General features: G+C 41.2%; 16 protein-coding genes. 12 read left to right on the top strand and 4 right to left on the bottom strand.

The window, feature by feature from the left end:
* The first annotated feature begins 34 nt into the window (after nucleotides 1-34).
* The gene (locus FHW89_RS09555) at nucleotides 35-2,821 is read left to right on the top strand and encodes a hypothetical protein (RefSeq protein ID WP_172334798.1); all 2,787 of its coding nucleotides are present in this window, start codon (nucleotides 35-37) and stop codon (nucleotides 2,819-2,821) included.
* A 208-nt stretch (nucleotides 2,822-3,029) separates the two neighbouring features.
* Here FHW89_RS09555 and FHW89_RS09550 read toward each other — a convergent pair whose 3' ends face one another.
* Complete coding sequence (locus tag FHW89_RS09550) at nucleotides 3,030-3,401, bottom strand: RNA-binding protein (protein WP_172334797.1); 372 nt, start codon at nucleotides 3,399-3,401, stop codon at nucleotides 3,030-3,032.
* A gap of 463 nt (nucleotides 3,402-3,864) precedes the next feature.
* On the opposite strand from FHW89_RS09550, the gene FHW89_RS09545 reads away from it, so the two are divergent.
* Nucleotides 3,865-5,427 (top strand): M20/M25/M40 family metallo-hydrolase, encoded by a 1,563-nt coding sequence (locus FHW89_RS09545; protein ID WP_253952203.1) that lies wholly within the window; start codon nucleotides 3,865-3,867, stop codon nucleotides 5,425-5,427.
* Between the two features lie 85 nt (nucleotides 5,428-5,512).
* Here FHW89_RS09545 and FHW89_RS09540 read toward each other — a convergent pair whose 3' ends face one another.
* A complete protein-coding gene (locus FHW89_RS09540) occupies nucleotides 5,513-5,836 on the bottom strand; it encodes a hypothetical protein (RefSeq protein ID WP_172334796.1) in 324 nt (107 codons plus the stop codon).
* Between the two features lie 491 nt (nucleotides 5,837-6,327).
* Between FHW89_RS09540 and FHW89_RS09535 the strand changes: the two genes are divergently transcribed.
* Together FHW89_RS09535 and FHW89_RS09530 are read left to right on the top strand one after the other, a co-directional pair.
* Nucleotides 6,328-6,696 carry a nuclear transport factor 2 family protein gene (locus tag FHW89_RS09535; RefSeq protein WP_172334795.1) on the top strand — a complete coding sequence of 123 codons (369 nt, stop codon included), beginning with the start codon at nucleotides 6,328-6,330 and terminating at the stop codon, nucleotides 6,694-6,696.
* 53 nt (nucleotides 6,697-6,749) lie between these two features.
* Nucleotides 6,750-7,526, top strand: a complete 777-nt coding sequence (locus FHW89_RS09530; protein ID WP_172334794.1) for an SDR family oxidoreductase — start codon at nucleotides 6,750-6,752, stop codon at nucleotides 7,524-7,526.
* A 36-nt stretch (nucleotides 7,527-7,562) separates the two neighbouring features.
* Here FHW89_RS09530 and FHW89_RS09525 read toward each other — a convergent pair whose 3' ends face one another.
* Both FHW89_RS09525 and FHW89_RS09520 read right to left on the bottom strand, forming a co-directional pair.
* Nucleotides 7,563-8,723, bottom strand: a complete 1,161-nt coding sequence (locus FHW89_RS09525) for a PLP-dependent aspartate aminotransferase family protein (protein WP_172334793.1) — start codon at nucleotides 8,721-8,723, stop codon at nucleotides 7,563-7,565.
* Nucleotides 8,724-8,725: 2 nt separating this feature from the next.
* On the bottom strand, nucleotides 8,726-10,063 hold the full coding sequence (locus FHW89_RS09520; protein WP_172334792.1) for an APC family permease: 1,338 nt from the start codon (nucleotides 10,061-10,063) through the stop codon (nucleotides 8,726-8,728).
* A 286-nt stretch (nucleotides 10,064-10,349) separates the two neighbouring features.
* Here FHW89_RS09520 and FHW89_RS09515 point away from each other — a divergent pair, with 286 nt between their 5' ends.
* From FHW89_RS09515 to FHW89_RS09480, 8 genes are all read left to right on the top strand, one after another.
* Nucleotides 10,350-11,375 (top strand): LacI family DNA-binding transcriptional regulator, encoded by a 1,026-nt coding sequence (locus FHW89_RS09515; protein WP_172334791.1) that lies wholly within the window; start codon nucleotides 10,350-10,352, stop codon nucleotides 11,373-11,375.
* Nucleotides 11,376-12,022: 647 nt separating this feature from the next.
* The gene (locus tag FHW89_RS09510; protein WP_172334790.1) at nucleotides 12,023-15,277 is read left to right on the top strand and encodes a SusC/RagA family TonB-linked outer membrane protein; all 3,255 of its coding nucleotides are present in this window, start codon (nucleotides 12,023-12,025) and stop codon (nucleotides 15,275-15,277) included.
* Between the two features lie 30 nt (nucleotides 15,278-15,307).
* A complete protein-coding gene (locus tag FHW89_RS09505) occupies nucleotides 15,308-16,789 on the top strand; it encodes a RagB/SusD family nutrient uptake outer membrane protein (protein WP_172334789.1) in 1,482 nt (493 codons plus the stop codon).
* 18 nt (nucleotides 16,790-16,807) lie between these two features.
* Complete coding sequence (locus tag FHW89_RS09500) at nucleotides 16,808-17,497, top strand: hypothetical protein (RefSeq protein ID WP_172334788.1); 690 nt, start codon at nucleotides 16,808-16,810, stop codon at nucleotides 17,495-17,497.
* A 23-nt stretch (nucleotides 17,498-17,520) separates the two neighbouring features.
* Nucleotides 17,521-18,489: a DUF5007 domain-containing protein gene (locus FHW89_RS09495; protein WP_216650522.1), complete on the top strand. Its 969-nt coding sequence runs from the start codon at nucleotides 17,521-17,523 to the stop codon at nucleotides 18,487-18,489.
* Between the two features lie 124 nt (nucleotides 18,490-18,613).
* Entirely contained in the window at nucleotides 18,614-19,291 is a 678-nt protein-coding gene (locus tag FHW89_RS09490; RefSeq protein ID WP_172334787.1) for a basic secretory protein-like protein, read from the top strand.
* A gap of 17 nt (nucleotides 19,292-19,308) precedes the next feature.
* Nucleotides 19,309-20,715 (top strand): alpha-L-fucosidase, encoded by a 1,407-nt coding sequence (locus FHW89_RS09485; protein ID WP_172334786.1) that lies wholly within the window; start codon nucleotides 19,309-19,311, stop codon nucleotides 20,713-20,715.
* A 61-nt stretch (nucleotides 20,716-20,776) separates the two neighbouring features.
* Nucleotides 20,777-23,062 (top strand): GH92 family glycosyl hydrolase, encoded by a 2,286-nt coding sequence (locus FHW89_RS09480; protein ID WP_172334785.1) that lies wholly within the window; start codon nucleotides 20,777-20,779, stop codon nucleotides 23,060-23,062.
* Nucleotides 23,063-23,066 lie beyond the last annotated feature (4 nt).

Raw genomic sequence — 23,066 nt, 5'->3', positions numbered from 1 at the left:
CCGTCATTTTTCGTCCATTTTTTCATTATTGCTGATGGCCTTATTAGTTGTCGGCAGTATGACGCTAAAGGATAATTACCTCATTGTAACCAAGTACACGCCATCGGGTATCATCAACTGGGAAATCAATACCAGCAATGCCCGCAGGGATTCTATCCTAAAAGAATGGCAGGCCGGGTTTAAGAAAAACCAGATCTATACCCGCGAAACCACTTATCCCGAAACCGTCACGGGTATCGAAACCGCGGTTTTCCGGAACAATGCCGATTATACTTTCATCGGGATTTATGTAGGTATCCTGCTCATTCTCATCTTCCGGATAGGAAGCCAAAAGGCTAACCGCCGCCGCCGGGTGATATCGCAGCATAGTGTGATCACATTAAGTTCAATAGTGCTCCTGGCAGCGCTGCTGGATGTGTTTGAGAACATCATGACCAACCGGGCTTTGCAGCATTTTAAACTGAAGCTGCCTTTACCCGATGCTTTACTTATTGGTTTACCGGCATGTATCAAATACCTGCTGCTGATTTTTATAGCGTGCAAATTACTTTACGAAGGCTTTAAGCTGGGTAAACCCCGGTTTTGGTTGGATTATACAACCGCCTGGATAGGGCGCCTGCTCACCTATTCCTGGCGTTTCCGTATCGTACTGATCACGCTGCTGGTTTTTTTTCTGGGGCTTTTTATCAGCGCACAGATCCAGGATATGTTGCTCTCGATTAATACCTCGCGCTGGGCCAGTTTTTATTTTCTGCTGGCCATAACTTTGCTGGCGCTGATGTGCTGGCATTTACCTAAGGTTATTGATAACGCCATCAAAATAAGCTATAAACGGTTTTTTATAGGGCCTGTTGATTTTGACACCAGCCGTTTGCCCGCGGGTTCCAGACCATCTCTTAAGGTAGAAACTGCCCGGTTGTTCGGTGCTGCCGCTTTCCTGATACCTGCTACCGGTATCCTGCAAACCATGAACGCCTATCAGATCGATTACCTGTTGAAAGATGTGCCTCCGCTGATTCTGCTGCTGGCATCGCTCATTTTTTATAAGATCGTATTGAGGTATAAATGGATAGATAAGCTGTTTAAATCACAGGGCAACGTAGTTGTGTGGCGTTTTTGGGTGAGTATGGCTGCCTTGATATTACCCATGATCATTTGGGGCAGTATTGATGGAAAGCGCAACCGCGAACCGCATTTCCTGGCATATCTGTCGCTCGATTTGTTCTTTCTATCGGCCATGTTTGTGATCACTACTGCCTTGCGTACGGGTACCCCTGGCATTCGGAAATGGCATGCTGCACCGTGGATAAGCTTTTGCGGTGTGATAGCTTTGCTGTTTTTTGTCCTGTGTAACTTTCCGCCATTTTTAAATGAACTAACCAGTGGCAACCGTTATTATACCATGCCTATTGTATTGTGCGCGGCCGCGGGCTACCTGTTGTTCTTTTCCTTTTTATTGTTCGCTGGAAAAAAGACAGGCTTTAGTTTGATCACTTTTTTGCTGATGTTTACACTATACAGGTCGATCAGTACTATAACCACCTATCATGAAGCTTTTGTTCAGAAGGAGGAAGGTTATCACAAATCATTGGATTCTTTAGACCGCTATACCGAAAATTGGCTCAAAAGCCGTAAACAGGAAATTAAAGATTTTGTGGCCAGAAACCCCGATAAACCTTATCCTGTGTTTTTTGTAAATGCTTATGGCGGGGGGCTACGTGCCACCGTTTGGACAACAATGGTTGTGGGTACGCTGGATAGCCTGCTAAAAAACCGCTATCCTGACGGGGCAAATACACGTGATTTTCAGCATTATGTTTTTTCCTATTCCGGAGCATCCGGAGGCACTATAGGTTTATCATTATTGAGCAATGCGAGGTATCAGCACCGGCAAAATCCGGTAAAGGATACTGTTTTTTACCCGGTTAACTCGCTGGCCATCTATCGGAATGATTATCTCACCTCCAATATAGTTGCCTTATTGGGGAGGGATATGCTGGCATCATCATTAGGAATAGCCCCCTGGGCCGATAGGGCAAGACTGATGGAGGAGGACTGGGAGCGGCATACCCATGCACGTTATCTGGATATGAAGGTTACTTTAGGGAGGATGTGGAAAGGCGGCAATTATGAAGTACCCTTACTGTTTGCCAATACATTTGATGTGGATAGCGGTAAAAAAGGTATATCGGCCCCGGTATTGCTGGATAGCCTTGATTTTCCTTCCACCATATTCCTGGAGCAGGAAATTGAAGACCCCGGAGATCTGCGCCTCAGCACAGCCGCTTTTTTGAGCGCCCGGTTCCCTTATGTAAGCCCTACGGCTAAACTCAATGGCAAACATCATTTTACCGATGGAGGTACCTGGGATAATTCGGGCGCGGAAACCTCACTGGGCGTGTTAACGGTTTTTGAACGGGTGCGGACTAAACTGATCAAAGAAGACACTGTATTTAGCCATATCCAGCCGCAATTCCTGTCGCTGCCCAACTCTGTACAGCAAACAGAAGATGCAGGCAAACCAGGCAACTTATTTGAGCCATTGGCGCCACCTGTAGGTATTTTGAATAGCCGTGTGGGCTATATGAAAAAATCTGAAGACTGGAATTATTCCATGTCGAGGATAAAGCATTATGGCTTTTTCCTGTTCCGCCCCACTGCCGAAAGGGTACCTAATACCCATATATGGCCTGTATTACCACTCGGCTGGCAAATATCAGATTATGCCATGACCCGGATGCGCTTGAGCGTATTGCGCGACAGCGTCACCATTAATAAAGTGATGGAACGTTTTGGAACGGTGGAGAAAGTAAAGCGGTAAAGGTCTGGGGAAATCTTTTTCAGTTCCCTCCCCACGAGAGCGGCGCGTAGGGCAGGGGTAATGGCAGGAGGGGTTTATACAAGCGGCAGAATTATCAAGCGATGAAACCCCCTCCCGAGGCAAGGAATCGCACAAGGCCCTGGCTCTTTTAACGGAGCTCAGAGTGACAACCCCCTTGCAGCATATTCTTTATTAATGGGTAATCACCCTATATTCTCGGGCGTTTTTTTACCGTAGTGCCACCGGCAGAGCTCCCGGTACTACTGCTCCGGTCTGTTTTGATATAATTGCTATGTTGCGGGCGAAAGCTGCGTTGCTGCATTGGTGGTTTGGCGGCAGGTTTATCAGCAGCTTGTTTTACACTGAGTATACGGTCGCCCATGGGGGTGCCGTCAAGTCCTTCAATGGCACGGTCGGCCCCGGCCTGGTCGGTCATTTCCAGGAAAGCGTATCCTTTGCATTTACGGGTCTTTTTATCCCGTACAATCTTGATAGTATTAACAGTGCCGTAGGAATTGAATATTTTAACTAATTCAATTTCTGCAATATCAAGAGGAAAGCCGCCAACAAATAATTTCATGGTAAATTTTGATGATTTGGAATTAACAAATATAGTTTATCCGGACTAAAAAGTATGATTTGCTAAAAATTGTTTGCTCAGAAGTTAAATTATGCTTAAAAAATAATAAGTAAATGTGAATTCGGGAATGGAAAACCATGTTACAGACCCCTGAGAGGATTTAAAGCATGGGAGTGTGCGATTCCCTCCCTCGGGAGGGGTAGGGAGGGGTTTTATGCTGCTTGCATCACGAATCAATCCCTCCCTGCTACTGTACTATCCCATCACATCCCTCCCTCGGGAGGGAATTTAAGAGGCCTAAACTTGATAAAAAGTGGGTTTACACTTTTTGGAGGAAAAATATTATAACTAACTTATTGTCAATTAGTTAAGTTTATGTCAACCCTAAAAAGTGTAAACCATGTAAACCCACTTTTACAGAACAAAATTATAAAGGGCCGTTCAATTTTTATAAATTAGGTTCATGAAAACAACTGATCTTAATCTACTCACTAATTGTTGGCGTAAAGCCATTCCGTTAATGGTAAGTGCCCTGCTTTGCAGCGGTATAAGCCAGGCACAATCCAGCAAAGCGGTCATCGACGGCATTATGCAGGAAGAAACCAATAACTCGCAGCTCGAAAAACTGGCCCATGAACTTTTTGACGGCATCGGTCCCCGTTTGGTGGGCACACCCCAAATGAAACAGGCTAATGACTGGGCGGTAGCCAAATATAAAACCTGGAATATAGATGCCCATAACGAAAAATGGGGCGAATGGCGTGGATGGGAGCGGGGTATCTCGCACATTGACATGATATCGCCACGTGTAAAATCATTGGAAGGCACCCAACTTGCCTGGAGCCCGGGTATGGGGAAAAAGACGGTAAGTGCCGAGGTAATCATCCTTCCGGATCTGGCAGATTCTGTAGCTTTTGCGCAATGGCTGCCCAACGTAAAAGGCAAATTTGTAATGATATCCATGTGCCAGCCAACCGGCCGGCCCGACTATAACTGGCAGGAATTTGCCCTTAAAGAATCATTTGATAAGATGAAAGCCGAACGCACAGCCGCTACTGATGCCTGGCGTAAACGCATCAGCAAAACGGGCTATACCACCCGCACACTACCTGTAGCGCTTGAAAAAGCCGGTGCTGCTGGCATATTGACCAATAACTGGTCGGCTGGTTTTGGAGTGGATAAAATATTTGGCGCTTATACCAAAATAGTCCCTACGGTTGATATCGCCCTGGAAGATTATGGTATGTTATACAGGCTGAGTGAATCGGGTGGCAAGCCGGTGATCAGCATGCATACTGAGTCGAAAGAACTGGGTGTAGTACCTACCTTTAACACCATTGCCGAAATAAAAGGCAGCGAAAAACCTAACGAATATGTGATGTTATCTGCCCACTTTGATTCCTGGGATGGTGGCACCGGCGCTACAGATAATGGCACCGGAACGCTGACCATGATGGAGGCTATGCGCTTGCTGAAAAAATATTACCCTCACCCGAAACGTACCATATTAGTTGGCCATTGGGGCAGCGAAGAAGAGGGCCTGAACGGCTCGCGCGCTTTTGTGGAGGATCACCCCGAAATTGTACAGAACCTGCAAGCCCTGTTTAACCAGGACAATGGCACCGGAAGGGTTGTAAACTTATCGGGACAGGGTTTTGTGGAGGCTAAGGATTATTTAACCCGTTGGCTGGAGGCCGTACCCGATACTATCAAAAACCGCATCAAAACCAACTTCCCGGGTCAGCCTGGCGGTGGTGGCTCTGATTTTGCTTCGTTTGTAGCCGTTGGCGCCCCTGGTTTTTCGTTGAGCTCGCTAAACTGGTCGTACGGTTCTTATACCTGGCATACTAACCGCGATACGTATGATAAGGTAGTTTTCGACGATCTGAAGAATAACGCCATACTGGCCGCTATTTTGGCCTATATGGCCAGCGAAGATCCGGCTAAAACCACCAATACAAAAACGGAAGGCATTAAATGGCCCGTGCAGGTTAAAGCTACCCGAAGGGGTGGATTGGATAAGTAAGCCTGAAAGAAATATTCGCCAAAATTTAAAAGCCCCGTCGCCATCATTATGGCAATGGGGCTTTTTTATAGTAAACAACTCTTATTTAAAAAACCGGCCAATCGAAAATGCAGGCAGATGAGCCTATCAGGTCCATCACTTCTAGTTGGGGCTGTGCTTCCAGACCACTATTGTCCCGTTGCTGCTGGAAATACTTAAATGAGGGTACATTCAAAACTATTTGCTGTATCGCCTCGGTTTTGAAATGCGATAAGTGGGTGAATGTTTTTCCATCCGGTCCCTGGTAAACATTGTATCTGAAATCGGGATGGTTCATTTGCTGAAGATCCTTTAAAAATAATTGGATGTTTTCCTGGTTCTGTGCAGCAAATTCCTGTTTTACGGTATAGTTAACTTTTACAATGATCATGGTGGTATGCTTTAAAATTCGTTTTTCCTGTTTGTTACTATAGATACGAACGAGCAAACGAAAACTGGACAATGATCACTGAAATTTTTCTCGCTACTGTAAATTAACAGAATATAGCCCCGACCGGCTGGTTAAAAACAAGGTTTTAGCATAAGCGGGCAATTGTAGCAATAGGCCACAACCACAATTAATAATAGTTTAAATTTCATATAAGGTTTAAAAAAAGGATAATCTAAGTTTGATAATGAGTTCAGCCTTCAGAAATACAAATGCAGTTAATTAAAAGATAAAAAGAATCAGAATAGGCATATATTTTTTGCGAAAACCTTGTAGAAACCATGTCTACATTAAACTAACAAGGTTATAAGGCGAAAACGTTTATTACTCCTTATTTACTGCGTTCCATAAACCCTGTGGCTTTTTGTTATTTATGAAAACATTAAGGTTGTTTTATTTATTATTATATAATAACGATTGATCTGAATAATAATATGGAAAGTGATACAGCAAAATCAACCAAAAATGCCAGGGAAGTAGTAATGGCTTTTATAGAGGCGATGAATAAAGAAGACTTTGCTGCTGCCCGCAAATATTTAGCAACAGATATGACCTTTAAAGGTGTATTAGGTACGCGGGATGGGGCAGATGCATATATGAACGACATGCAGAAAATGAAGTTTAAGTATGATCTGAAAAAAACCATTGCCGAAGGAGATGATGTTTGTTTGTTTTATGATATTGATATGGGACATATCACCATATTCAGTTGCGGGTGGTACCAGGTTAATGATGGCAAAATAAACTCGTTCAGGGTAATATTTGATCCCCGACCTGTTTTGGAGCAATCAAATAAAAACTAAAATAATTCATCAAACCTATACCTTATTAATTATTTATTACAAAAGCTTAACAGATGAAGAATGTATTAGTGACAGGGGGTACCGGCCTGCTGGGAAGAGAAGTTGTAGATCAGTTGCTATCTATTAATTATAGAGTTAGTGTATTAAGCTCAAAGAAGAACGCCGTTGTCCCGGCAGGCGTACTGCTGATAAAAGGCGATCTGGCCTCAAACAGGGGTTTGGAAGAAGCCACGCAGGATGCCGATATTATTATTCATTGTGCGAGTAACCCTAAGGACACGCAAAGTGTGGATATCAAGGGAACGCAAAATTTATTGAATGTGATAGACCGCGATAAAACCCTGCATTTTGTTTACATTTCTATCATTAATGTTGATAAAAGTAATTACTCTTATTATCAAACCAAAATAAGGGTAGAGCAAATGATAGCGGCCAGCGGGATCCCATTCTCAGTTTTACGCACTACTCAGTTCCATAATTATGTACTCTCTATTTTAAAAACATTGGATAAGGAAAATGGAACGCTGGCTATACCTGATGGCATGCATTTTCAATCAATAGAAGTAAAAGAAGCTGCGACATTGCTAATCGACGTAGCTCAGCGGGAACCTGTAGGCCTGGTTCGTGGAGTAGGAGGACCCGAACTGCTTAAATTTGAAGAAATGGCAAAAACATATCTCCATGTACTTAGGCGCAAGGATGAACTAAAAGTACGGCCGTTCCAAAGTGAAGAATATGACAGGTACCGGTCTGAGAATAATATTTGGCCAACTAATAGTTATGGACGGGTAACATGGGAAGCTTTTTTAAGACATGATCTGGCAAGCTGATATGATTTAGGGTAAATTACTGATTGTTTAACAAAATCAAATTTTAGCTAATGCCTGCTTAAGATCTTGAATAAGATACTCAGTATCTTCTAAACCTACATACATCCTGATCAGTTGAAGGCGCTCATCAGTTGCCTCATATTCCTGCTCTGAAATAGATGCTATTGATGGCAATATCAAACTTTCGTGCCCGCCCCAGGAAACAGCCAGCAATATATGCTGCAGGTTATTGCAAAACGCTTCTATTTTTTTAAATGAAGAATTTTTTAAACTAAAACTAAATAACCCGCCGCAACCCTGCATTTGTTCGTGCGCCAGTTGTGTTTGTTTAAATCCTGCACTGAAAGGCCATATCACCTGTTGTATGTGTTCCTGGTTTTGTAACCATTGCGTAATAATTCCTGTACTTTCAAAGCTACGTTGTAAACGTAGGGGCAGGGTTCTTAGTCCTCTTAACAATAACCATGCAGAGTGAGGCGAAATAGCAGGACCCAAGTTCATGAATTCATGGTCAAATATATGTCTGATCAACTCCTTACTCCCAGTTAATACGCCTGCTACAACATCTGAATGCCCTCCGATGTATTTGGTGGCCGATTGAGCCACCAGATCGATACCCATATTGATGGGTTGCTGGTATATGGGGCTGCAGTAACTGTTATCGATCATGGATATAATACCCCGCAACCTGGCAAATGCCGCGACCTTTTTGATGTCCTGTAATTCGTAACTAAAAGTGTTAGGGCTTTCTAAAAAGATCAATCGTGTTTGAGGAGTAACAGCTGTTTCAAAATTTTCATAAACAGTACCATCAATAAAAGTGGTGTTTATGCCAAATTTAGGTAAAAGCTCTTTGAATAGCTTTATTGTCCAGCTGTAGGGGCTTTCGACAGCCACAATATGATCACCGGATTTTAACAACGCAAGTAGCGGAACACTTATGGCTCCAATACCACTGCTAAATATCAAAGCATCATCCGCGCCATCAAGGGCGGCCAGCTTTTTTCGCAATATACTCAATGTTGGATTTTGCCCCCTTGAATACAAATTGGTATCAAATTCATCGGCCATAGCCTGTCTCAACGCCGTAACCGTATTAAAGGTGAAATTACTTGATTGTATGATGGGTGGCGAAACCGCGTTGAAGTAATTTTCTCTTTCTTCCCCCAATTCATTTAATATAAATGAAAGCTCCATAGTTAAGGTATTATAATGGTGTTCTGCCTGTTTTTAGTAATAAAATATATAATAAGACCGGTAACAAACGCACAAAGGCATATAAACGCAGCCATGGGGTTTTCAATAAAGATACTTACGGTAACAAACCAATAAGCAACTATAAAAATAATAGGGATTACAGGATACCATTTTATGGTATAAATACCTGTTCTGTCAAGATGCTTGGTTTTTTTTCTTAAAATAAAAATAGTAACTGCCGCTGTGGAAAGTCCGATGGTATCAAAAAACATCACGTAACTGAGTATCTTTTGAAATGAACTTATAAAAAATAGTATAAGGAGGACCGCCACTACAAAAAAGCTCAGGCCAAATTCTTGTACTTGTGTTTGCTGGTTAACGCGCTTGAAACGATGGGGTAAAATTCCATCTTCGGCCATGGCATAATAAACCCGCGGATTGGCCATGATATTAACGTTAATGAAAGCAAGCACCGAAACAAACATCAGCAATGAAATGATTTTATAGCCAACCGAACCAAAAATAGCGCCCGCAAGGGTAGCGGCCAACGCGGTTTTATGCTGCAAACCTTTTATGCCCAGGACCGAATAATAAGCAAAGTTGATTAGCAGATATAGAAATATAACGGTTATCATCCCAGTGAAAATGGCTTTAGGGATGTTACGCTTGGCATTAATGATATCTCCTCCAAAGTTAATAGTTTGTTGATAGCCACCATAAGTGAAGAATACGGCAACCAGGCTTATCCCGAACGCACTCAAATTATAATTATTATCATCGGGTGGTACAATAACCCTATAAGCTCCTGGGGCTATGTGACTTTTAAATACCGCGGTACAAAGAATCAGGATCATGCTTATTTTAAATATTGTAAGCACATTTTGCGTCCTGGCACTCATTTTAATTCCCAGGAAATTAATGATATATAGAATGAGTACCGATGTGATGGTCATGATCTTGATACCCAAATCATTTTGCAGGCTTTTGGGCATAATTACAGGGTTTATATACTCAGCGCCAATAAGAGCTACTGCAGCTACAGAAGCAGCATTACTGATCACCAGTATCCAGTTGATCATAAAAGCAAATGCCGGGTGAAAACAATAGGAAAAAACCTTGTAAAATCCACCGGTAGTAGGGTAGCGTGCACCTATTTCGGCAAACGTAAGGGCCCCGCATAAACTAACGGCACCCCCAAAAAACCAGGCGCCAAAATACAGGTAAGGGTTACTTGAACTGATGGCTACTTCGCCAGGTGTTGCAAAAATACCCATGCCTATCACCAGGCTGATAACGATCATAGAAAGATCAAAACGGGTAAGTTTGGGCGTAATGCTCATAACGTTTTTATATACCAATGTTTAGTATTAAAGAGGGTTTTTATTCAGAAGGTTAATTTAAGCATATTTATTAATTATGCCCACATTACTAAAAAAGGGCTTCACCCAATAAGCGGTATATTATTTATAGAAAAACAACGTTTAAGGTAATGCTGCGGAGCCCGGTACAATAAAATAATAAGTGTGCCAGCATTGTTATAAATTTTTATTTTTGATAAATCTGGTATTTGCTTAATTTGTTGCTGATAATACGATAAACCTAAAAATCACGAGAGATCCACGTATAATGATAAATAAAAAAATATCCATAAAGGATATCGCAAAACTTACCAATACCTCCATTACAACTGTGTCATTTGTTTTAAATGGCAAAGGGCGTATTAGTAAAGAGATAACTAAAAAAATATTAGACGTAGCAGCCAAAAATGGATATGAACCCAACCGGATGGCAGTAGGCCTTCGTACCGGTGTTTCAAAAGTAATCGGCCTCGTAGTTGAAACCATTGGAGGTCCTTTTTTTGGAGCAATGGCCAAAGTAATAGAAGAAGAAGCCGAAAAGGAAGGATACAGGATTATTTACTGTAGTACTAATAATAACATCCAGAAGGGAAAGGATGTGATCAGAATGCTTTCGCAGCAATTAGTAGATGGTTATATCGTGACCCCCATGAAGGGACTGGAAAAGGATATACAAAATTTGATAGCGAATGAAAAGCCTGTAGTATTAATAGATGGCTATTTTCCGGACTTGGATATCCCCCATGTGCTGGTTGATAATCATGGTAGCGCTTTTAATGCGGTTGATCATCTATTAAAAGCCGGATATAAAAAAATTGGCTTAATAACAGCTGATCTTGACCTGATCCAATTACAGGATCGCACACGCGGATATAAAGATGCCTTAAAAGCCAATAATATAAAAGAGGATAAAAAACTAGTATTTAAATTGCCTTTTGATACCGATAAGGATAAAGCTATAAACTCCGTAAAGGCTTTTATACAACAACAGAAACAGATGGATGCTGTTTTTTTTACAACAAACTATTTAGGTACAATGGGATTAGAAAGTATCAAGCAACTTGAGCTAAATATTCCGCATGACCTGGCCATGATCAGTTTTGATGATAATGAAATATTTAGTTTGTACCCGCCCGGGATCACAACTATACAACAGCCCACTTATGAGATAGCAAAGTCGGCTATTGACCTTTTATTGGCACAAATGGGAGGGGAAAAGGGAGACGTGTCAAAAATTAAATATCAGATACCATCTAAACTCATTGAACGTGGGTCGACCGTAACAAAAAAATAAAATTTAGTGAAAAAGTAAGATTTTTACACTTATAAACCCTTTCTGTTTTAAGAATATTCAAATTTTTTGTGGCTAATGGCAGTCAAAAAGCTAAAGGTTTGTTTTTATTATTGCCATTTTTTATTTTTTATGGCATTATTGATGAATTTATTGAAATAAATAAAGTTTTTTGATAAAAAATGTGATATAAATTTGGTAAAACATTTTACTATCTTATATTTGATTATTCTATCTATCAAAGTAAAACATTTTCGTATTGATAAAACGTTTTATCAATGCCTTTCTAAGGTTTTTTGTTGAGACGAAAAACACTGTTTGTTTTATTAGGCTGTTGTGCGTATATAAATTGGGAAACAGCTTACAGGTTTATTTTTTGGTAAACGTTTTATTGCTTTAAAGCTTAATTAAGCCAACGAGCGTATTTTAAATTGGTGGTATACTACCGGGTAGGGCTTGTTATGTCATTTTTGATAAAACGTTTTATCACTTTTATTAACTTATTGTTTAACTTAATTCAACTGCATGAAGAAACAAAGACTTAGCATTTAAAAGCAGGTAGCAACCCGCTGCCAGAATTCCTTATTACGTATTTGCCATGGCATCTCTATGGTCAAAACAATCATTAACTGTTCATTTAATTAAAAATTATGATCAATTTTTTCTACAAAAAAAAATTCCTTTACTATACGTGCATCATTCCAATCCTGTTGGTGTTGGGAATGCCTGTATTGCATGCCCAAGACGCTAAAAACCCCGGTAACCAGGTTACCGTAGCTGGTTTAGTTAAAGACGCCAGTGGCCCACTGCCCGGTGCATCTATTGTTTTAACAGGTTCAGCTTCTGGTGTATCGGCCAATACATCGGGAAGATTTACCTTAAAGATAGAAGCTGGTAAATCAATCACAGTAAGAATGTTAGGTTATGAGGCGCAAACCATTAAGATAACCGAATCTAATACAAATTTAATAGTGGTTCTAAAGACCGATCAAAAGGTACTTAAAGATGTGGTGGTTATCGGTTATCAGCAGGTTTCGCGCAGGAGCGTAAGTGCCGCAATTACTTCAGTTGATCCTAAAACTATCGCCGATATTCCTACGCCAACTTTTGATGCTTTGTTGCAAGGCCGGGTTGCCGGTTTGAATGTTCAGAATTTTTCGGGCGAGCCTGGTGTAAGGAGTAATGTGGTACTCAGGGGTAACACCTCAGTTAGTCGTAGTATTGATAACAATACAGGGTCTGCATCTGGTAAAGCAAGTTTAGCCAGGGCTATTTCAGGGCCATTATATGTGATTGATGGTGTACCACAAAGCACAGAGGATATCGCAGCAATTAATTACGGTACAGGTACTGGTACAGATGTACTTGCGGGCATTCCGATTAATGATATTGATAACATTGATATATTAAAAGATGCCTCTGCTGCAGCTATTTATGGTTCAAGGGGAGCTAATGGGGTTATCATCATTACCACCAAAAAGGGTACTGCTGGCAAAACCAGGATAAATTTCTCTACCTATCATGGTATTACAGATCAACCAAAACTGGATAAGGTACTTGTGGGGGCCGAAGAAACCAGGGCTAAATTAGCCTTAATTAATCATTATGGTAATTATGCTAATCTTAAAAACATTCCGCAAATATTAACTGATACCTTAAATCCTGCGTTTAATAATGCCAACGATTACCGGAGCGGTATTTATCAAACAGGAAAGGTAGATAACTATGAGTTATCCATAAGCGGCGGTAATGACATGATAACTTATCGCTACGGCTTAAATTATTATAATGAGGATGGAATTATCAAAAAAACAGGCTTACAACGTTATGCACTTAATAGTACGGTTGGCATTAACGTATCGCCCAAGTTAAAGATCAGTACGCAGATCCGTTTTTACCGTGTTGATCGTCCTACCTCGCTCAGTGACTTAAGCGGTAATGTAAACCCATTTACCGGGGGGTATTATGCTAATAGTCCGCTACCTCCATCAAACTTATATCTGGGGCAGGCTAATAAAGATTTCCTTTACGGCAGCTCAAATGTATCAACAGATGCCAATACCAACAATAGCATTACCATTAGTCCTACTATTGACTGGCGCATCAATGATCATTGGCTATTTAATACGGTTATTTCGTACGAAAGTGCAGGCAGCAGGAGAGATGCTTATACGCCAGGAGTGGTAAGGCAAAGCGGTTTAGGTTATGCATCAAGCTTTGTTGATAACTCGGCCAACTACCTCATGAGTAATAATATTCAGTTTAGCACCACATTAAACAAGATACACCATATCAATGTGCTATTAGGGCAAAATACCGAATACCATACTTACAGGGCAACTGATGCCGAAGCAGATGGGATCCCGAATGATCAGATATCCGTTGTTAAAGTATTAAATAAAAGCAATTCGAATGCTTATTCTGATTTGATTGAGAGTGGTATTCAAACCGGTTTCTTAAGGTTTAATTACGACTTTAAAGGACGCTACCTGTTATCAGCGGTTTTTAATGCCGATGCATCATCAAAGTTTGGCCCAGGGAAACGGGTTGGTTACTTCCCTTCTGTATCCGCAGGCTGGATCATTAGTGATGAACCCTTCATGAAAAGTACTAAAAACTGGCTTACTCTATTTAAGCTACGCGCAAGTTATGGTATTGCCGGCCGTCAGCCAGATAGCGGAGACAATTACCTGTCATTCAATACTTATACCATAGGGGCAGGTAGTTTTACAGGTAGCAGCAGTCCACAAACCGGTCAAAACCTTTCCAATACTTATAATGGTATTGCCGCTATAGCACCCAATTTTAATGGAGGCTTGAGCAATAAAAATTTAACCTGGGAACATTCAAAGCAAGCCAATATTGGGGTCGATCTTACCTTTTTGGATGGCCGCTTTAATTTTGTTGCCGACGCCTATGTTAAAAACACCAGTCAGGGTATTTTTAGTTTAAACTTGCCGGTAACCACCGGCTATACCACTATTGTAACCAACTCTATTGGTACACAAAACCGTGGTTTGGAAGCATCCTTTATTGCACATTATTTTAATCCCAAAAGTGCTTTTCAGTGGGAAACCGATTTTAACATTGCCTATAACCAAAATGAAATTACCTCGTTGCCAAACGGCGGGCGCGATATTTATTTAGATAAGTTTGTTTTGAGGCAGGGACAGCCTATCAATGAATTTAACCTGTTTCAGCAAACAGGTGTTTATAAAACTGATAAAGATGTGCCTGTAAACCCGGTAACGGGTGGGGTTTTAAACTTTTACGGTTACCCATTCAAGGGTGGCGACCCGATATGGAAGGATTCAAACGGCGATGGTGTGCTTGACCAAACAGATTATGTGCCTGCCGGAAACCCGAATCCTAAATTTACCGGTGGCTTTAATAATATTTTTAGTTACAAAAACTGGAGCGTTTCGGTGTTCTGCACCTTTACGCTGGGGCGCGATATTTATAACGATTACCTGGTTGGTAAGTTATCGCACCTGGTACCAACAGATGATGGTAATTCAGATCCATACCATGATATTACTAATAACGCTTTTCCTGATTTAAGTGGAATTAATTACTGGCAAAACCCCGGAGATAATGCTAAATATCCGTCATTGAGCTCGGTAAGCGGAACTCGGTATAAATATGCTGCTGTTAGCTCGGCCTGGGTCGAGAATGGAAGCTATCTGCGTGTAAAAACGGTTTCTTTATCATATACGTTCAACCCGGCAGTTTTAAAAAACCTGCACCTGAGCCGCCTAAGGGTATATGGCATGGTTGATAACCTGCATATTTTCCAGAAATCAAATGTGCCTGATGCTGAAGAAGTTGATGCCTTTGGTATTTACAATGGCAGTGGTTATCCTATCCCCAAAAAATATACCCTGGGTGTTGATGTAAGCTTTTAATGTTTAACGGGTAAATAAAAACGAAAAGAAATGAAAAAAAATATAATAAGATACACAGCCGGATTATTAATGATAACCGGGCTTATTAGTGTGAGTTCCTGCAAAAAAATACTTGATTTGCAGCCGCATAACTCCACTTTTACCAATGCTTATTTTACTAATGGAACAGATGCCAATACCGCTATCGCGGGAGCATATTCCCTGTTGCGTTCGGTAATGCTCAATAATTATTCATTCCATGTATTTGGTGACGCCACTACAAGCGAATTTAGCATTAACTCAGGACTGGATGATGCTAATTACAATATCTCCAATGGTGAATTTACCGGGTTAAATGTTGGGCCAGGTATCTGGAACTGGTTAAACTACTACCAGCTTTTACAACAAATAAACCTCATCATTAACAAAGTACCTGCTATCCCGATAGAAAAGTTCAGTAATCATGATGATAAGAATCAGATCATTGGCGAGGCTTATTACCTGCGGGCATTCACCTACTTTTATATGACCAGGGTTTGGGGCGATGTGCCTTTAAAAACACAACCCGATCTGGATGTTAGTCAGGCTGTAAACATTCCCCGCACACCTGCTGCCGATGTACTTAAACAATGCCTCGCTGATTTAAAGATTGCCGAAAGTAACCTGGCCTTTGGTTATGCCGATGAAAGCCAGCGTGCCGTGAGAGCTAATAAAGGTTCGGCTTTTGCATTGGAAGCTCATATAAAAGCCTGGACACATGACTATGCCGGATGCGAACAGGCCACTGCCCAGGTAATTAATAACGGGCAATATCAGTTGGTTACTGATACTTCGCAATTCAGCAAAATATTTATTGGTAAATCAGTAGAGGGGATTTTTGAAATCAATATCAATTATCAGCAAAGTGAAGGTGTAGCACTTAATTATTATGGATATGCCCCAACCATCGCTTTTCCCTTTGTTGCACAAAAATCAAACCTCGAATGGCCGGTAAGTACTTTATATGTGAATACCTTATTTAAAGATACTACAGATCTGAGGTATAAGAAATACTTCTTCCAGGCGCAATCCACCAGCGGACAAACAATAAAGTATTCGAATATTACTTATGCCGATGGATCGGCAAAAAACGACCCTCGTTTATCTAATAACATTATCATTTTCCGCCTGGCCGATATTATGCTTTTAAGAGCCGAAGCATTAAATCAATTAGGACGCGATGGTGAAGCATTAGTGCTTTTAAACACTATACGCAGTAGGGCAGGAATAGCCAGTTACACAGGGGCAGGTAATGCTCTTGCCAGGACTATATTGGAAGAGCGTTTGCGTGAACTCTTTTATGAAGGTCAATCTTTTTATGACCTGGTTCGTACCAAACAAATCGGTAACCCAACAAGCAGCTTCATTTCCGACTATTCACATATTAATGATACGAGGGTGAACCAGGGAGGGTATCTGTGGCCTATAGATCCTTCTATGTTTAAAGATGATTTTGTTTTGAAACAAACACCTTACTGGCAAGGAAAACTTTAACCGTTAAATAGCACAAACATGAAAACATTAAAAATATTTATACCCATCCTATTAGTAGCGGTTGTGTTTTTTTCCTGTAAAAAGGATTATACCATTGGGGGCGATTTGTTTAAGGCCCAGGTAAATATGACCACTTATGATTATCTGAAAACCAACCATGCGTTTGATACTTTGGTGATGATGATCAATAAAATGAATATGAAAGACGAGGTGAATAGTGCAGGAACTTTTTTTGCGGTGACTAATTATTCAATAACCAACTTCGTATTAGCAAAAAGAGAGCAACTGCGCACGCAGAAAAACGATGAAAACCTGGTTTTTACGTTTGATTCGCTAAATTTTGCCTCACTCAAAGACTCTTTAAGAGCCTATATGTTTAAGGATAAGATTACCAGGGATAATTTATCACAGAAAGGCATATATCCTCAGACTCTGGATGGAGAATACCGGTTGATTCAGCTTAGGTCGACAACGGATTATACCAACAGTATTTTCACCACCAATCCGCAGTACATATACTTTACTAAAGTGGTGCCCCTGACACCCGGAGGGCCGGTACCTGTTGACATAAATGGTGTACAACAGGTTGATCCAAGACAGCTGCTTTCTACCCTTTGTCAAACAACGGGTATATTAACTACAACAGGTGTGTTACATGTGTTGAGCAACAATCATACGTTCACGTATTTCAACAATGTTAACAATTGATAAATTTTTAGATAGCCAAGAAAATGAAAAAACACTATAAAATACTTCTTGTTATTTTAATGGCAGCCGGAGTTATAGGTTGTGTTAAGGCCCCGCATGGTTTTTTAAGTAGCCAGATCAGGTATCGCGATAATCCTATCCAGGTGCAGCGTGGTATCATAGTTCAAAGTATAGCGGTTGATAATGATGGCTCAAGTGCTCCTGTAACTTATCGGCTATTGGATATCAGGGATGCGCTTACTCATAAACACGCCGATTCGCTATATAAAAACCGCGATAGGTATGTGTATACTTCAGAGTTTGATCCGGATGTAGATACAACGGTTGCCCTGCTCAATAGTATCCGTAAAAATGTAAATCTTCCGAGTTTTGACTTTAATACACATACAGGAGCGTTTACCTTTTATAATACCACGGCAAATGTACCGTTGGGAGCATATGAGTTTGATATAGCCGCCTCTAACGAGAACGGTACCAAAACTTTTAAGAATATTGCCAATCTTAATATTTTTGAGGGCGATGTAGCCGAAATTGATGCGGGCGGCGGCGCCTGGTTCCAGGATGGTACCACTACTAGTGGTGATATAGGTGAACCCAAAGTTACCATCACCAAATTATCTACTAAGGGTACATTGGCCATCTTGAAAATAGTTGATGAAAATGGAGTAGCTTTTAACCCTAAAAACGGGGAGTATATCAAACGCGGAGACAGGAGCAGCTTTGAAACGTTCGCTAAATTCCATCCGCTGATCGCTTCTGATACTTCATTAACCTGTAATTTTGAAGTTACGCCATTCCCGGTTAAAGGAGCAGCTCAGGGATTTACCATTTATTACCGTATCCCGAGCCAGTTTGTGCGGATAGATCCTGGTTTTACACCAACTTCTGCCAAAATTTATAGCGCCAACCCAAGGTTTACTTTCAGGTTGTTTCAGGAAGGAGTTTACCTGATTACTGTTAAGCTTCAGCACGTTACCAGGAACCTCAATTAAATAGCTCAAACCCGGCACAATACAATTTAATTTGTGCCGGGTTTTATGATAAACTCGCACATTTTTGAGCAGCCCAATTAAATTTTAAATATTATTAACTACGCATTTAACAATTATTTATCCAATGAAAAAAGTGTTTCTTTTAAGTGCATTACTTACTTTATGTTTTGCCGCAAGCAGTAATGCACAACAAACCGAAGTGTTTAACAAAAAAGGCTATAAGTTAACTTTCGAGAATCAGGATGCCAGTTTTAGTCCCGAACTTAAGAATAAATTGGTTGAAACCTTTTATACCGTTTATCCAAAACTGGCAAAAGCTTACAATAAAAAAACCTTAAAAAGTGTAACTTTTGTTATTGACACGGCCTACAATGGTGTTGCCGCTACAGCCGACGGTCGTGTTGTTTTTAGTTCAAAATACATGACAAAACACCCGCATGATATTGATGTGGTTACACATGAGGTAATGCATATTGTACAGGATTATGGCCAAAGCACAGGTCCGGGATGGCTGACAGAAGGTATTGCCGATTATGCCCGCTACAAATTTGGGGTAGATAACGAAGGAGCCAAATGGGCATTGCCTGCTTTTAAAGCAACCCAAAGCTATGAAAATAGCTACCGCATTACTGCCCGTTTCCTCGTGTGGATAGAGAAAAACATTAAACCCGGCCTGGTAAAAAATTTGGATGCCCAGTTACGCAACCATACCTTTACCAACGATAGCTGGAAACAAGAAACCGGCAAAACGTTAGATGAACTTTGGACAGCCTATGCGGCCAATCCGGTTATTGAAGCATAACCAATTCACACCATTATATGAAGTTAAGTAATAGTATAAAAGCAATTTGCCTGGGGCTGTTGTGCAGTCTGGGTATATCAGCCTATGCGCAAAGTAATAAACCGGTAAAAACGCTGGCGCAATTGCAACAGGAATTTGTTGACCTGCGTTTTGGCATGTTTATTCATTTTAATATTCCAACTTATCTGAATCAGGATTGGGCCGATCCCGAAGCATCACCCGCTATCTTTAATCCAACAAAGCTCAATTGCGATCAGTGGGCTAAAGCGGCAAAATCCGCCCATATGAGCTATGGTTGTATTACTACCAAGCATCATAGTGGTTTTTGTATCTGGGATACCAAAACTACCGATTATAACGTAATGAACAGTCCGCTCAAAAGGGACGTAGTTAAAGAATACGCGGATGCCTTTAGGGCTAACGGGCTGAAAGTGTTTTTATATTACTCTATTCTGGATACGCATCATCGCTTAAGACCCAATGGCATAACGCCTAAACATATTGATATGATCAAAGCCCAGATCACCGAATTGCTGACTAAGTATGGTGATATCGGCGCGCTGATTATTGATGGTTGGGACGCGCCATGGTCAAGAATATCTTATGACGATGTGCCTTTTGAAGAGATATACCGTTTGGTAAAATCATTGCAACCCAATTGCCTGGTGATGGATCTTAACGGCGCTAAATATCCTGCGGAGGGCATGTTCTATACAGATATTAAAACTTATGAACAAGGAGCTGGTCAGCACATTTCAAAAGAGAACAATAATATGCCTGCGCTTTCCTGCTATCCGCTGCAAAGGCATTGGTTCTGGAACTTATCTGATCCTACCGATGCAGTAAAAGATCCGGTTAAATTGGTAAACGATAATATCATTCCTTTTAATAATGTGGATTGTAATTTTATCCTGAATGTAGCACCTAACCGTGATGGCCTCATTGATGATAATGCTCTTGCAGCTCTCAAAAAAATAGGGGAGATATGGAAGAACGAAGGCCCTGTGGCTAAACTGCCTAAACTGGAAGCTCCAATTATTTCATCAAATCTGGCTAAAAATCAATTCTCCAACTCCAGCTGGAGTGATGATTCCAATATTATGGATTTTGCCAATGATGATGATTTCCATTCTTCATGGATATCAAACACTACCGTAAAAAATCCATGGTACGAGATCACCTTCAAACGTGATCAGGGCTTTAATGCTATAGCCATTACCGAAGAGAAACCAAACATCACCAAACTTCACCTGGAATATTGTGATAATGGTACCTGGAAACCATTATTTGCGGGTGAGAATAAAAATAAAGTGAAAATATTCCGCTTTGACAGGGTATGGGGTAGTAAGATACGTGTATCTGTTGATGCGGCCGATCACCAGGTATCTATTGCCGAAGTTGGCGTTTATAATGAAAGAAGATAATAAATAACCTAATAAACATTAACCTGAAACCTGCAGTTTCATCACATCTAAATTATAACTAATGAAAGCACTTTTTAGCGCCATTTTGGTTTCGCTTTGCGTGAGTACTTATGCACAGCAAACCGGAACGGTCAGTAATCCGGTGGATTACATCAATCCCTTGATGGGCACCGATTCCAAGCCCGATCTGTCTAATGGCAACACTTATCCGGCTATTGCCTTACCATGGGGCATGAACACATGGACACCGCAAACTGGTAAGATGGGCGATGGCTGGCAATATACTTATGCAGCCGATAAAATACGCGGCTTTAAACAAACCCACCAGCCAAGCCCCTGGATGAATGATTATGGGCAATTTGTAATTATGCCGGTTACCGGTAAGCTGCGTTTTGATCAGGACGATCGTGCCAGTTGGTTTTCGCATAAATCAGAAACGGCCAAACCTTACTATTATAGCGTTTACCTGGCCGACGCTGATGTGACTACAGAGATTACTCCAACCGAACGTGCCGCGCAGTTCAGGTTCACTTTCCCTAAGTCTGACAGCTCATTCATCGTTGTTGATGCTTTTAACCGGGCATCATACATCAAAATATTGCCTAAGGAGCAAAAGATCATCGGTTACAGTACCCGCTATGCCCGTGGTAAAATGACCAATTTTAAAAACTATTTTGTTATTTATGTAGATAAGCCTTTTATACTGGCTAAAGCATGGCATGATAAAACCATTGCCCATGATTCACTGGAGATCAGCAGCGCTCATTCCGGCGCGGTCATCGGCTTTAAAACAGCAAAAGGCGAAAAGGTACACTTGAAAGTAGCCTCCTCATTTGTAAGCTTTGAGCAGGCAGAGCTTAACCTGAAACGCGAGCTGGCCAACGATAATTTTGATGCCACCTGCCAAAAAGCCAAAGCGGTGTGGAATAAAACCCTGAGCCGGATTAACGTAGAGGGCGGTAGCATCGACCAAACCCGTACTTTTTATAGCTGCATGTACCGCATGCTGTTTTTTCCGAATAAATTATATGAACTGGATGCACAGAATAAGATAATACATTACAGCCCCTACAATGGCAAGGTAATGCCAGGTTATTTATTTGGCGGTACCGGCTTTTGGGATACTTTCAGGGCGCTTTATCCGTTCCTAAACCTGGTTTATCCATCTATCAATAAAGAAATGCAGGAAGGTTTGATCAATGACTATAAAGAAGGCGGCTGGCTGCCCGAATGGTCGAGCCCGGGTTATGCCGATATTATGGTGGGTAATAATTCAGCCTCGGTTGTTGCCGAAGCCTATCTGAAAGGGTTGCGTGGGTATGATATCAACACCTTGTATGACGCGTTGGTTCACGGTGCCAATAACGAGGGTCCGATATCAGCCACAGGGCGTTATGGTGTAAAATATTATAATGAGCTGGGTTATGTGCCGTATGATGTAAAGATCAATGAGAACGCAGCCCGTACGCTTGAATATGCATATGATGATTTTGCGATTTATCAATTAGGAAAAGCTATAGGCAAACCAGAATCTGAAATTGCCATCTACAAAAAACGCAGCCAAAACTATCGTAACCTGTTTGACCCTGCTACAGGCTTAATGCGTGGCAAAAATAAAGACGGATCTTTTGAAACACCATTTAACCCGTTCAAATGGGGCGATGCCTTTACCGAAGGTAACAGCTGGCATTACAGCTGGAGTGTTTTTCATGATATCCAGGGATTGATAAACCTGATGGGTGGCAAACAAAAATTTGTAACCAAACTGGATTCGGTATTTACCATGCCACCGATATTTGACGATAGCTATTACGGTGGCGTGATCCACGAGATCCGTGAAATGCAGATAGCCAATATGGGCCAGTACGCGCATGGTAATCAGCCAATACAGCATATGATATACCTATATAACTATGCCGGTGAACCCTGGAAAACCCAGTACTGGGCACGCGAAACCATGAACCGTATGTACAAAGCTACGCCTGATGGTTATTGCGGTGATGAAGATAATGGTCAAACATCGGCGTGGTATGTGTTCTCGGCTATGGGCTTTTACCCGGTTTGCCCTGCCAGCGACCAATATGTATTAGGTGCGCCATTATTCAAAAAATTAACCCTGACACTGGAGAACGGTAAGCAGGTAGTGATCAATGCACCTACTAATAGTGCACAGAACCGTTATGTACAAACTTTTACTGTTAATGGTAAAACGTATAACCCAAATTGGTTGAGTCATAAAGCATTGATGCAGGGCGCGGTGATTAATGTGGGTATGGGAGCAACGCCAAACAAAAACCGGGGTACGCAAGACAAAGATTTTCCATTTTCTCTGTCAGAGAAAAACTAATTAT

Source organism: Mucilaginibacter sp. SG564, assembly GCF_013149275.1.
Taxonomy (GTDB): Bacteria; Bacteroidota; Bacteroidia; order Sphingobacteriales; family Sphingobacteriaceae; genus Mucilaginibacter.
Note: the sequence above shows the minus strand (reverse complement) of the source record. Positions and strands in the feature narration are given on the sequence as shown.